Annotated in this window: 6 protein-coding genes and 5 pseudogenes; 5 read left to right on the plus strand and 6 right to left on the minus strand. The window is 70.3% G+C overall.

Features of this window, described 5'->3' with window-relative positions:
• Nucleotides 1-359: 359 nt before the first annotated feature.
• Nucleotides 360-2,780, plus strand: coding sequence for a SpoIIE family protein phosphatase (locus ACFXGX_RS01080; protein WP_384783316.1), 2,421 nt, complete (start codon nucleotides 360-362; stop codon nucleotides 2,778-2,780).
• A gap of 150 nt (nucleotides 2,781-2,930) precedes the next feature.
• Here the strand turns inward: ACFXGX_RS01080 and ACFXGX_RS01085 are convergent, their stop codons facing one another.
• Both ACFXGX_RS01085 and ACFXGX_RS01090 read right to left on the minus strand, forming a co-directional pair.
• The gene (locus tag ACFXGX_RS01085; RefSeq protein WP_384783318.1) at nucleotides 2,931-4,547 is read right to left on the minus strand and encodes a cation acetate symporter; all 1,617 of its coding nucleotides are present in this window, start codon (nucleotides 4,545-4,547) and stop codon (nucleotides 2,931-2,933) included.
• Nucleotides 4,544-5,041 (minus strand): DUF485 domain-containing protein, encoded by a 498-nt coding sequence (locus tag ACFXGX_RS01090; protein ID WP_384783320.1) that lies wholly within the window; start codon nucleotides 5,039-5,041, stop codon nucleotides 4,544-4,546. The genes ACFXGX_RS01085 and ACFXGX_RS01090 overlap by 4 nt, the downstream gene beginning before the upstream one ends.
• 265 nt (nucleotides 5,042-5,306) lie before the next feature.
• Between ACFXGX_RS01090 and ACFXGX_RS01095 the strand changes: the two are divergent.
• Nucleotides 5,307-6,313, plus strand: a pseudogene (locus ACFXGX_RS01095) (NADP-dependent oxidoreductase).
• A gap of 259 nt (nucleotides 6,314-6,572) precedes the next feature.
• On the opposite strand, the pseudogene ACFXGX_RS01100 reads toward ACFXGX_RS01095, so the two are convergent.
• From ACFXGX_RS01100 to ACFXGX_RS01110, 3 genes and pseudogenes are all read right to left on the minus strand, one after another.
• Nucleotides 6,573-6,869: pseudogene (locus ACFXGX_RS01100) on the minus strand (hypothetical protein); the annotation flags it as partial.
• 193 nt (nucleotides 6,870-7,062) lie between these two features.
• Nucleotides 7,063-7,227, minus strand: coding sequence for a hypothetical protein (locus tag ACFXGX_RS01105; RefSeq protein WP_384783356.1), 165 nt, complete (start codon nucleotides 7,225-7,227; stop codon nucleotides 7,063-7,065).
• A gap of 41 nt (nucleotides 7,228-7,268) precedes the next feature.
• Nucleotides 7,269-7,349 (minus strand): annotated as a pseudogene (locus ACFXGX_RS01110) (CBS domain-containing protein); the annotation flags it as partial.
• A gap of 356 nt (nucleotides 7,350-7,705) precedes the next feature.
• On the opposite strand from ACFXGX_RS01110, the gene ACFXGX_RS01115 reads away from it, so the two are divergent.
• On the plus strand, nucleotides 7,706-8,890 hold the full coding sequence (locus ACFXGX_RS01115) for a type III polyketide synthase (RefSeq protein WP_384783322.1): 1,185 nt from the start codon (nucleotides 7,706-7,708) through the stop codon (nucleotides 8,888-8,890).
• Nucleotides 8,881-9,021, plus strand: a complete 141-nt coding sequence (locus ACFXGX_RS01120; protein WP_384783323.1) for a hypothetical protein — start codon at nucleotides 8,881-8,883, stop codon at nucleotides 9,019-9,021. The genes ACFXGX_RS01115 and ACFXGX_RS01120 overlap by 10 nt, the downstream gene beginning before the upstream one ends.
• A gap of 66 nt (nucleotides 9,022-9,087) precedes the next feature.
• Here the strand turns inward: ACFXGX_RS01120 and ACFXGX_RS01125 are convergent.
• Nucleotides 9,088-11,348: pseudogene (locus tag ACFXGX_RS01125) on the minus strand (SpoIIE family protein phosphatase).
• A gap of 717 nt (nucleotides 11,349-12,065) precedes the next feature.
• Here ACFXGX_RS01125 and ACFXGX_RS01130 point away from each other — a divergent pair.
• Nucleotides 12,066-12,695 (plus strand): annotated as a pseudogene (locus tag ACFXGX_RS01130) (polyketide synthase); the annotation flags it as partial.
• Nucleotides 12,696-12,786 lie beyond the last annotated feature (91 nt).

Below are 12,786 nucleotides of genomic sequence, written 5' to 3' on the forward strand. Positions count from 1 at the left end.
TTTGTTAAAACGCCACTGGGGCGGCCGGGCGGCTCAGTCACCCGGCGCGGGCGGCCGGCGTCGAGCCCCCGCCCCCGGGGCCCCCCCCTCGCCCCGTCACGGGAGCCCGGAGCCGTGCGTGCCTGCGATCCGACGTCCGCCGGGCACGGCGGCGCCGGACCGGGCCGCCGGCCGTGGAGGAGGCTCGCTGTCCAGCGGACGCGCAGGAGCCACACCAGGCTGGGTGTCCGCGGGCCGCTGACAGCGGACCGGCGGACCTGGCGTGATCACCCGCGCCGGCCGCGGTCGGCGCGCGCGCGGCCCCACCGGGTTCACTAGGCTTAGGTGTATCAGCGGGTCCGCCGGCGGTGGAGATGCGGATGACGGAGCTCAGCGCAAGCCACGACGATCCGTTCGCCCCGCACCTCGCCGCCCTGGCGGTGCTCGACGACCGGGGAGTCGTGGTCGGATGGAACCGGCGGGCCCAGGAACTGCTCGGCCATCCGGACGCGGCCGTGATCGGGCGTCCGGCATTCGAGGTTCTTGTCGATCCTCGTGATCTGCCGACTGTCACGGAGGCCGCGGCAAACTGCAGGAGAGCCGGCGGCTGGTTCGGCGTGCTCAAGGTGCGGCACCGCGACGGGACACTAGTCGAGATGGGGCTCAGGGCTCATGCGCTCTCACGCCATGACCGGGTCCGTGAGTGGATTCTTGCCGGGGCACTCGCGGCTGACCTCCTGGAGTGGCAAAGAGACCGCGCGGTTCTCGACGGGTTGTACCGCCAAAGCCCGGTCGGCCTGGTCGTCCACGGGCCCGACCTGACTCTTCTCCGGGTCAACCGGGCCATCGAACGCGTCACCGGCGTTCCGGCAGCGGACTTCCGGGGGCTGCCCACGGGCTGTTTCCTCGTAGCCGATGACGCACGCAAGGCCGTGGACCGTGTGCGCCAGGTGATGGAGACCGGAAGACCGTTGGTCTACTCGGAGCAGTTCGTTCGCCTGGAGCGGGACCCGGCACAGGAGCGGGTCGCGATGGTCTCGTCCTTCCGGATGGAGGACCCCTCCGGCCGCATTCTGGGTGTGGCCGAGATGATCGAGGACATCACCGAACGCCATCGGGCCCAGCGTCGGCTCGCGCTCCTCGACCAGGCCGGCAGCCGTATCGGAACCACCCTCGACGTGGCAGAGACCGCTCGTGAACTCGCCGAGGTGATGGTGCCTCACCTCGCCGACCATGCGTCAGTGGACCTGCTTCAGCCGGTGACGCGCGGTGAGGAACTGGCCCAGGCCATGGCAGGGCCTGTGGTACGAGTGGGTGCCTCCAGCGTCGGCGCCCAGCAACCCGGCCCGTCCCACCCCGAGGGTGAGCCGGTGGAGTTCGGGCCCGACACACCCCAGGCCAGATGCCTGGCCGGAGGGCGGCCCGTCCTGGAACCGGTTCTTTCGCCCGACTGGTTCTCAATGAAAGGCCACCAGGGGGTCCACGCTCCGGACCTGGGCGTCCACTCGCTGATCGTGGTACCTCTTGCCGCGCGTGGCCTGGTGCTGGGTGCGATGACCCTGTGGCGTTCGCTCCGCCCCGATCCCTTCGAGGCGGACGATCTCACCCTCGCCCAGGAACTCGCCTCGCGCGCCGCCGTTGCCGTCGACAACGCCCGGCGCTTCACCCAGCAGCAGCAGACCGCGTTCACCTTGCAGAGCAGCCTTCTGCCCCGGGCGGTTCCGGACCAGTCGGCCGTCGAGGTGGCCCTGCGGTACCTGCCGGCCAGCGCGGCCCCGGGCCTGGGCGGCGACTGGTTCGACGTCATTCCGCTGTCCGGGGCCCGGGTCGCCCTCGTCGTCGGCGACGTGGTGGGACGCGGCATCCATGCTGCCGCCACCATGGGCCGGCTGCGTACCGCCGTACATACGCTCGCCAGCCTCGACCTGGAACCGGACGAGGTCCTTTCCCGCCTGGACGACCTGGTCACCCTGCTGGCGGCCGAACAGGAGGGGGCCGGCGAACGGCCCGTGGGCGAGCAGGTAGTCGGCGCCACCTGCCTTTACGCCGTATACGACCCGGTATCCCGGCGCTGCTCCGTGGCCCGTGCCGGCCACCCGCCGCCGGTGGTGACGGCTCCGGACGGACAGGCGGCACCGCTCGACCTGCCCGCCGGCCCGCCGCTCGGCCTGGGTGGGCTGCCGTTCGAGGCCCGGGAGATCGAGCTGGCCGAGGGAAGCCTGCTGTGCCTGTACACCAACGGAGTCATCGGCGAACGCCACATCGATGCCGACGTCGGCCTGACCAAACTGTGTGCGGCGCTCTCCCGCCCTGCGGACGCACTGGAACGGACATGCCAAGCGGTGGTCGACTCGCTCGTGCCATCGCGCCCCATCGACGACGTCGCTCTGCTGATCGCCCGCACCCACGTCCTGCCACCGGACGATGTCGCTCCGTGGAGTCTGCCGCTGGAGCCTGCCAGCGCCGCCCGGGCCCGGGCGTTGACCTCGGCCAAGCTGACGGAATGGGGGCTGGAGCACTTGGCGTTCACCACCGAGTTGATCGCCAGCGAACTGATCACCAATGTCTACCGTTACGCCAGCGGCCCTGCGACCCTGCGGCTGATCCGTGAACGGTCTCTGGTGTGCGAGGTCAGCGACACCAGCCACACCTCACCACACCTGCGCCGCGCCCGTACCACCGACGAGGGCGGGCGCGGTCTGTTCCTGGTGGCCCAGATGACCGAACGCTGGGGCACCCGCTACACCCGCGAAGGCAAAACGGTGTGGACCGAGCAACCGCTGGCCGGCATGCTCACCTGACCGTCGCAGGCCATTTCGGTCGCCGCCTCACACAGCGGCGTGCGTGTCGGCATCTGGCTGCCCTGGGGCCCCGTGCGGGGGCTTGGGCCCCAGGGCGGACTGCGGCGGCGGGGGCGGGGCAGCCTGCTCGGTCCGCCCCCGCCACCTCGGTCATTCGGCTGCGGCGAGCAGACGCTCCTCGCTCTCCTCGTACAGCAGCCGGCTCTCGCGGCTGTCGGCGGCGCGGCGCCGGTGGTCCAGACGGCTGCCCAGCCAGCCCGCCAGGTAACCGAACGGGATGGAGACCAGTCCGGTGGACTGCATGGGGAACCAATGGAAGTCGGCGTTCGGGAAGACGGCCGACGGCGTGCCCGAGACGGCCTTGGAGAAGACCATCAGCACCAGTGCGCAGGCCGTGCCGCCATAGAGGGTGGCGAGCAGGCCGGTGCGCGTGAATCCTCTCCAGAACAGGGAGTAGGTCAGCGCGGGAGCCACTGCGGATGCCCCGATGCAGACGGCCAGAGTGGTCAGCACGCCCACGTCCCATTTCTGGACCAGGGTGGCGAGCCCGATGGCCACGGTTCCCACGGCCACGCTCGTCCACGCCGCCAGCGTCATCTCCGTACGCGGCTCCGCCTGTCCCCGTCGCGCCGCATGGGCGAACAGGTCGTGGGCGAGCGTCGAGGCCGCGGCCAGCGTCATCCCCGCGACCGAGGACAGCAGAGTGATGAACACCATTCCCGCCACGGCCGAGTAGAGAATCGTCGCACCCGCGGAGGCGGGAGCCCCGCCGAGCACCTGCGACAACATGAGCACCGCCGTCCTGCCGTGCGGGTCCACCGCAGTGATGGACCGCGATCCCACCAGGGCTGCCGCGCCCGTACCCAAGATGATCACGAGCAGGCAGAAGGTGGTGACCGTGCCGACGGCCCACGACATGGAGCGACGCACGGCCGGTACGTCCTGCGCGGAGTACAGACGCATGGTGATGTGGGGCAGGCAGGCCACGCCGAGGACCACGGTGATCTGGAGACCGACGAAGTCCAGCCGGTCGCCGGCCGAGGTGCCCAGCTGAAGGCCCTGCTGAAGGAAGGCGGGGCCCGTGCCGCTGCCGTGCTGGGCGGCCCTGAGCAGGTCTCCGGGGTTCCAGCCGAAGCGGTGCAGGACCAGGGCGGCGACGACGACGCTGGTGCCGAGCAGGATGACGATCTTGATCATCTGAAGGAGCGCGGTACCCCGCATACCGCCGAGCGCCGCGTAAATGATCATCAGGCTGCCGACGATGACGATGCATGCCGTCCTGGCGCCCGCCCCGTGCGGGATGTTCAGGATGAAGGTGAGCAGCGACCCGGCCCCGGAGAGCTGGACGACCAGGAAGGGCAGGGTCGCCGAAAGCGTCACGACGCAGGAAGCGATGCGCACGGCCCGCCCGGGCATGGTGCGGGCCAGGACGTCGCCCATGGTGAACCTGCCGGCGTTGCGCAGAGGTTCGGCCAGCAGGAACATCAGCAGCACCAGGGACAAGGCGGTGCTGACTGTGAGGACATAGCCGTCGTATCCGGCGAGCGCGATGATGCCGCTGGTACTCAGCACCGTGGCCGCGGAGATGTAGTCGCCAGCGATGGCCAGGCCGTTCTTGAACGGGGTGAGCGAAAGGTAGCCGGTGTAGAAGTTCGTCAGGTCGTCGCGGTCCGGTCCCGTCATCACGCACATCAGCAGCGTGACGGTGACCAGGGCGGTGAAGAGGACGAGGACGGTGGCCTGCGACCCGGCGTCGAAGTCGGTCATCTCGCCACCCCCGTGGGCCGGCCGGCCGCCCGCTCCCTGACGACGCGGGCCAACGGGTCCACCGAGCGTTGTGCGCTGCGCTCGTACGAGAAGACCGCCGCGAAGGTGACCACGAGCTGAAGGATCCCCAGGGCCATTCCCAGGCTCAGCTCCCCGGTGATCCTGGTCCCCATCAGTTCCGGCGCGTAGCAGGACAGCACCACGTACACCACGAAGGAGCCGAGTGCGGTGATCGTGGAGACCCGGCGGAGTACGCGGTAGGCCGAGCGAAGGGCGGCGAGGTCGGCGCTGTGCCGATGCGTTTCGTGCGCGTACGTTTCCTGCCGGGCAGCTTGCCCGTACCAGTCGTACGGGGCGTCGTCGTATCCGGAGGGGGAGGGGTCCTGCCCCGGATCGCGCCCGTACGACTCGTACCGAGGGGCACGGCCGTACGGCTCGGTCCGCGGCTGCGGCCATTCCTGCTGCGGGTACCGCTGGTCATGGGGATATGTCATCGCGTGGCCTTCCGGCTCGGCTCGGCTCGGTTCCGTGGAGGGCTGGGGGAGAGGAGTGGCGGCGCACGCTACCGACTGGTTGGTATGGCGGACAGTCTGTGGGGCGTCACGTTTTGGGCTCGACGTGACATCCGGCAGGCGCTGCCGGTCGACGGCCCGTGAACCATAGGCGCCCGCCGGGCGGGCGGCCTGTGGCGCATGTCACGACCTCTGGCGTACCTACTGGTCGGTATGGTCAGGGGGAGCCGCAACGACAGGAGGCGCGATGTCCGCGACCAACCGCCAGATCCGTCTGTCAGCCCGCCCCGTGGGCGAGGTGCAACCCTATGACTGGGGGCACTACGCGGGGCCCGTCGAGGAACCGGGCCCGGGCCGGTTCGCGGGTCGCACGCGCGTCATCTCCCTGGACCCGGCGATGCGGGGCTGGCTGGACGACCGTCCCTCCTACCTGCCGCCGGTGGCGATCGGTGAGGTGATGCGCGCCGGATCGGTCATCGAGGTCACCTCCTCCAACCACCCCGACTTCCAGCCGGGTGATCACGTGGTCGGAATGTTCGGCGTCCAGGAGTACGTGGTCTCCGACGGCAAGGGCGCCATGAAGATCGACACCTCCCTCGCCCCGCCCTCGACGTATCTGGGCGCACTGGGTATGCCCGGTATGACCGCCTATTTCGGCCTGCTGGACGTCGGGGCGTTGAAGGACGGCGAGACCGTCGTGGTGTCGGGGGCGGCCGGCGCGGTCGGCACCATCGCGGGTCAGATCGCGAAGGCCAAGGGCTGCCGGGTGGTGGGCATCGCCGGTGGGCCGGAGAAGTGCGCGTTGTCACCGACGAACTGGGATTCGACGCGGCGATCGACTACCGCACCGATGACGTCGGGAAGGCGCTGCGCCGGCACGCCCCCGACGGCATCGACGTCTACTTCGACAACGTGGGCGGCGACATCCTCGACGCTGCCCTGACCCGGCTGGCGATGCACGCGCGCGTCGTGGTCTGCGGTGCGATCAGTCAGTACAACAACGCCACCCCGGTCAAGGGCCCCTCGAACTACCTGACACTGCTGGTGCGCCGCGCCCGGATGGAGGGATTCGTCGTCTTCGACTATGCCAAGCGCTACCCGCAGGCCGCGCAGGACATCTCCGCCTGGATCGCCGACGGCCGCATCAAAGTCAGGGAACACGTCGTGAGGGGCGGCGTGGACGACTTCCCCGAGACACTGCAGATGCTCTTCCGTGGCGAGAACGTCGGCAAGCTCGTCCTGGAGCTGGCATGACGGCCGCCGGGAGCGGGGCCGCGCTTTGAGGGTCGGCGAGGCCACTGCGACGGCTTCGCAGCAGTTGACTCTCTGCAGGATCAGCGGATCGGGCCGCTCGCCCTGGTCGGCCTCGGCCTGGCGGACCCATTGCCCAGGGCCTTCTTGTGGATGCCCAGGTCCTGGACGGCGTGCGAGACGGGGCGGTCTGAGGTCCTCACCTCGCGAACGGCTCGCTCACGCAACTCGTCGGGGTACTTCCAAAGCCGCGTGGTCAAGGCGAGTTGATGCGGGCCGCGCCGAGGACCTGGGCCTGGTCCGCCGGTGACCCGTACCGGGAGATCGGGCAACTTGACGCGGCGCGGGGCGATTCGCGGCCGACGCGACGGCAGCAGGCTCTCCGGAACGGCCTGTCCAATCCGGCCTGGTTCTCCGTCAGGCAGCACGCCACGGCGATGTGCGCGTCGATGATCCGTAGCCGGACCCCCCGTTGATCCGTGTCGGATACGTCCGTTGGGTGCGGCGGCGCCCAGCGGGCCGGGGTGCGGGCCCCTTTGAGCCGGACCAGCGGCTGGGCGGGCGACCGACCCCGATCGGTGGGCCATCTCGACCATGTCCGAGGGCCTTTGCCTCCCCGTGGCCGCAAGGCCGGTCGACAGTGGGTGGGGTCCGTGGGCTCATGACCCACGCAGCCAGTCGTCGGCCATTCCGTGCTCGGTCGGTCCGGTGGCCTGTGTGTGCCTGTCGTCGAAAGCGGTAGGTGAGGTCGTTCACGACGTCGACGACACCGTCCAGCGGGCGCGTCGGACCCACGCGACGGCGGCGCTGCGCCGCTTTCCAGCTGCCCAGTCGAGCGTGACCGCACCGTCGTGGACGGCGACTTCGGAGATCTGGGGGCTGACCCGGAGCGCGTCGGCGAACACCTCACATTGCACGCCCGCCAGATCTCCTCGGCGGAGCGCAGGAAGACCTGGAGCAGGTCGCGGCGGGTGACGATGTCAACGAGTCGGCCTTTTTCGTCGACGACCGGGAGTCGTTCGATGCCCTGTCGCGTCATCAGCCGGGGGTCTTCGGCAGGGCCCGCCTCCGCGGGACCGTCACGGCGGGCGCCGACCCCGGCTCGCCGGCGGTGCGCGTCCGGACCGGGCACCCCCCCGGCTGATGGTGAGTCAGTCAAGACCTGTGGAACCGCTCTGAGGGCGCCCTTCTGTTTCAGCGGTGTGTGCCGTATCACGCCTCCCAAAGTCCGCCCAAGTTGTCTTGGTCACAGCGGAAATGTCCCTTTGGTGGCCATGCTCGACCTGGACAGCGACTCCCGACGTGGAGCCCATCGTCATGGGCACGAAGTTCTAGACCGGCCCATGACGCAGCCCTCGTGACGTTCCTCCTTGTTCCCCTGGAAAGGTGCCCATCATGGCCGCTTACCTCTGTCCTCCTGCCGTGATACACGGCGAGCACGCCGTGGAGACCAGCCGGATCGTGGCGGAGGTGCGCGACCGGCACCCGCATGCGGCGTGGGCGCCGCGGATCGACGGCATCGCGGCCAGCACGGGCATCGAGACCCGCGGGTGGATGCTGCCGCTGGAGACCGCCGTCGCGCCCGGCGACGGCAGCGGCCTGCAGACTGTCGGCATCGGGACCGCTCAAGAGGCGCTGGCACGCGACGGGTTCACCCAGCAGGACGTGGACCGCGTTATCGCAGCCCTCGATGCGATACCCGCGCCGCAGACCGTCCAGGAGCGCACCGCGCCGGCCTGGGAGGCCGTGCAGTCCTACGGGGAGCGTGCGGCGCGCGGGGCCCTGCAGATCGCCGGGCTGGACGCCTCGGACATCGACTGCCTGATCACCAGTCACTCCACCACCCCGGCGCTGCCCGGTCTGGACATCGCCCTGGCCAACAAGCTTGCGCTTCGCGACGACGTGATGCTGCTGCCGGCCACGCAGTGGGCCTGTGTCGCGGGGACCCGCTCCCTGGCCCTGGCGGCTGATCTCGTGGCCGCGGACCCCGATCGGGTGGTCCTGGTCGTGATCGCGGAGGCGCTGAGCACGACCTACCAGCCCGCGGACGACACTCTCGAGTCGCTGATCGTCCGATTGCTGTTCGCGGACACCGCGGTCGCCGCGGTGGTCACGGGTCGCCGGAGGCGCGAGTCGGTGCTGCGGCTGGACGCGGCCTGGCACCACACCGTGCCCGACACCCAGGACCTGCACTGCCTGGAAACGCGGGCGGACGGTACCCACTTCGTGATGGACCGGCGCGGGCCGCGCGCCGTACAGGAGACGGTCACCGCGATGTGGGAGTGGCTGCGTGTCCGTTACCAGGACGACCCCGACTCCTGGCACCCCGACGTGCTGCTCGCGCACCCCGGCGGGACCCGCGTTCTGGAGTACATGGAGCAGACGATGCCCGACGCGTGGCCGTCCGGGCTGCTGGACTACAGCCGGGACAGCTACACCAGCGGCAACCGCGGAGGCGCCGCCGTGTTCGACATCCTGAGGCGGGCGCACGACGCCGGACAGAAGTCGGGCAGTCGCGCCGTCCTGTATGCGGCGGCACCGGGCCTCACCGCCACTGCTCTGGAAGGGGAGTGGCTGTAGTACGAGCCCGCGCCACCCGTAGCGGCGAACGGGCCGCCCGCATCACCGGTCACGCCACCGGTCACGCCACCGGTCACGCCACCGGTCACGCCACCGGTACCGCTGAGGGCGCCGTCGGTGGCGCCGGCTGACGCGCACGCCGCCCCTGCCCTCGCCGCGCTCGCGGACACCCGGCCGCGGCCCGCCCCGCAGCCGCGTCATCGTGCGACTTCCGCCCAGACCACCTTGCCGGTGTCCGTCCACCGCACCCCCCACCGGGTGGTGAGCCGGTGCACGATGTGCAGGCCTCGCCCGCCGTCGTCGAGGAGGCCGCCCCGGCTCAGACGCGGCCTGCCGTTGCCGGTGTCGCCCACCTCGCACAGCAGGCCGCGACCACCGGCCCTGATCAGTCGTATCGTGATGGGACCGGCGGCAAAGCGCACCGCGTTCGTGACCAGCTCGCTGACCAGCAGCGCCACGTCGTCCTGGGTGTCGCTCCTGGTGCGCCATTGCCGCAGCAGTGCGGAGACGTGCGCGCGGGCACGGGCGGGCGCGTCGTCGCGAGCGCGTAGCCGCCAGGTCGCGGTGTCCCCCTTGTGACAGCCGATCATGCGCGCGAGCAGCAGGGTCACGTCGTGGGGGGGGGGGGGGGGCGGGGGGGGGGCCCCCGGGGGGGGGGGGCCCCGTGTTCTACACCCCCTCCGCGGCGCCCCCCCGCTGGCGCCGTGGCGCGCGGGGCGCCGGCGCCCCCCCCCCCCGAGACGACGTGCCGTGCGGCCCGCTGCAGGGCATCCCAGGGGTGCACCGAGGACACGGCATCGGCCAGCCTGCTGATGCCTTCGTCGATCGACAGGGCCGGATCCTCCACCAGGCCGTCGGTGTAGAGGGCGAGCAGGGAGCCCGGGGGCGCGCTGAACGTGTGCACGTAGAACGGCTCCCGCAGCGCGAACTCGGCGCCCAGGCCGGGGTGAGGGCGGACCGCGAGCGGGCCTGCGTGCCCGTCCGGAAGCACCAGGACCGGAGGGAGGTGGCCCGCGCTGGAGAGCATCACGTGGTGACTGACCGGGTCGTAGAGGGCGATGCAGCAGGTGGAGCCGAGTGCGCTGTAGCCGGCCGCCAGCCCGGACTCCGCGTCGTCCAGCAGCGTCACGGTCTCGTCCAGGTGCTGCAGCACCTCGTCGGGTGCCAGCCCTGCGGACAGCAGCGCGCGGGCCTCCATGCTCAGCTGGCCCATGGTTGCCGCGGCTCCCAGGCCGTGCCCGACGACGTCACCGACTACCAGCGCGGTACGGCCGTCCGGCAACGGAAAGCTGTTCACCCAGTCGCCGCCGACGCCCGCGCTGTCGGGAGTGGCGGGCTGGTAGACGCTGGCGATCTCAATGGTGTGGCCGCCGGTCCGGGGCAGCAGCCGACGCTGCAACGCCAGCACCTGCGTGTGCTCGCGCTGGTGCTGGCGGGCCAGGTCGACGTGATGCGCGGTCCTGGCCACCAGTTCCTGCAGGTCGAACAACTCGCTGTCGCGGAAGGGGCGGTCCGCCCGCCGCCAGACCTCCGCAACGCCCAGCACGACGGGTGGCGCGCCGTCCAGGACCAACGGTACGCACGCCACACTCGCCGACCGGTCACCGGGCACCAGGGCGCGGATCACCCGCTGACTGCCGAGCAGCCGCTCGACCGCCTCCCGGTCGGGTATGACGATGGGCTGCGGGGCATCGTCACGCCGTACCGCCTGTGCCAGCAGGCGACTCGCGTCGCTCGGAAGATCGCCGCCCGGAGTCACGTAACCCTCGGGCCACGCCCGGTCCGGCACCAGCGCTGCCCGCCGTAGCCGGATGCGCCCCTGCGCCTGCTCGGTGACTCCCTCGCCCGTCCACACGGCGAAGTCGAGGTCGACGGCGGCCACGTCTCCCCAAGCCAGCAGGGACTCCGCCAGCGACTGCGCGGTCTCACCGATGTCCAGTGAGGTGCCGATCGCGGTCTCGGCGGCGTACAGGTGCAGCCTCCTGGCCATGGCGATCACGGAGACGGTCAAGCCCTCCTGTGGCGCCGCGGCGGGCAGGATGCTCAGCGAGACCACCAGCTCCGACCCGTCGCCGCGCCGCAGGCGCTGGATCCGGGCGACGTGCGCCTCACCGATCTCCAGGACCTGCCGCAACCGCCGTGTGACCGTCGGTACGTCCCCGGCGGGCAGGAGATCGGCGAAAGGACTCCCGGCCACGGCGTCCAGACCCGCGAATACGGGGGCGTCCAGATTGCAGCGGGTGATTCTCAGATCCCTGTCCAGGTTGACCACGCCGAGAATCTGATCCTGACGGTCGGCTGCCGGGTCGTCGGGTACGCGTTGGCGGGTGGTGCGGTCGCCCCGCGAGTTCGCGGGACCGGTTGCCGCTGCCGCTCCGGCGCGCGGGATGTAGCGCCCCAGGGCACTGCTGACCAGGTCAAACGGCGAAGACGGCGAGGAGGAGGGTGTGGAGTCCATGCGGCTCTCTCAGCAATCCCCGGCGCAGCGCCGGGGCTGTACTCGGACCCGTGCGTCGGGGCACCGAGATCCCTGACCGCACACCTCATTGAATAACACCGGGGGTCGCTTCGCCCACACCAGCCGATCGCGCGGTGAACGCTGACCATGTGGGAGTGCCGCGACCGGTGGGACGGTGCTCACCTTGCGGGGCAACGCCCGCCAGGATGCGACGACCGCCGCAGTACCACCGGGCGCCGGCGCCGACGGTGATGGCCAGTCCGAGTTCGTTGCACGGGCGCGCCCAGGAGCAGCATGATCAGGTCGCCCGCGACCGCGTCGTCGCGCAGTCGGTCGGCCTCGTTTGTCGTTGCAGGAAAAGGCTGCGCTGAGTGATTCTCGGCTGCCTGTAAATGCACCATGAAAGAGCTGGGGCGTCATCGGCAGAGGAGAATTGGGGGAGGCTGTATGAACCGCAATTCTCCCACGACTGTCCCTAGGGTTCTCCTTAGAGATCCCCGGCTGTCAATGCTCGTGCACGTCGACCATTGGGGATTTCCCTAAAACTGATCCGCTGCAGGGGCGGAGCGCGTCTGCGGGGCCGAAACTAGGGTCACACCGCAACTTGTTGCCGCCGGTCGATCCGATCGCCTCTGCCGTGGCCGGCACGGTGCGGTGCCTTTTCATTCTCTGTGTGGGTGGGTGGAGTGCAATATGGTCGAGTCCGAGCTCAGCGGAATGGTGAATCGGTCCGGTTCGGCTTCGGAGTATTCGGCCGACGGTATTGCTGTGATCGGCCTGGCGTGCCGACTGCCGGGGGCCACCGACCCAGCCGCCTTTTGGCGGCTGCTCAGCGAGGGCGCGGACGCGATCACCGACGTCCCCCCGGACCGGTGGGGCGGGGCCGCGGTGGGTGACGCCGACCCGTCCGCACCCGGCAGGACTGACATCCGACGGGGCGGATTCCTCGACCGCATCGGCCACTTCGACGCCGGGTTCTTTGGAGTCTCCCCCAAGGAGGCCGCCGCCATGGACCCGCAGCAGCGGCTTGTGCTGGAGCTGGCCTGGGAAGCGCTGGAGGACGCGCACGTGCGTGCCGGGACGCTGCGCTCCACTCGGACCGGGGTATTCGTCGGCGCCATCTGGGACGACTACGCGACCTTGCACCACCGCTCCGGGCTCACCGCCATCTCCCCGCACACCGTCACCGGCCTGCACCGCAGCATCATCGCCAACCGGGTCTCGTACTTCCTCGGGCTCAACGGCCCCAGCCTGACCGTGGACTCCGGCCAGTCCTCCTCTCTGGTGTCGGTCCACCTCGCCTGCGAGAGCCTCCGCGAGGGCGAATCGACGATCCCCCCCCCCGGCGGCGGGAACCACAAACCCGCTCATATAAAAAAAAACCAACCCACCAAAACCCACATTATATCCTAAAAACAAAAAAAAAAAAAAAAAAAAA

The organism is Streptomyces sp. NPDC059371 (assembly GCF_042751995.1).
GTDB lineage: Bacteria > Actinomycetota > Actinomycetes > Streptomycetales > Streptomycetaceae > Streptomyces.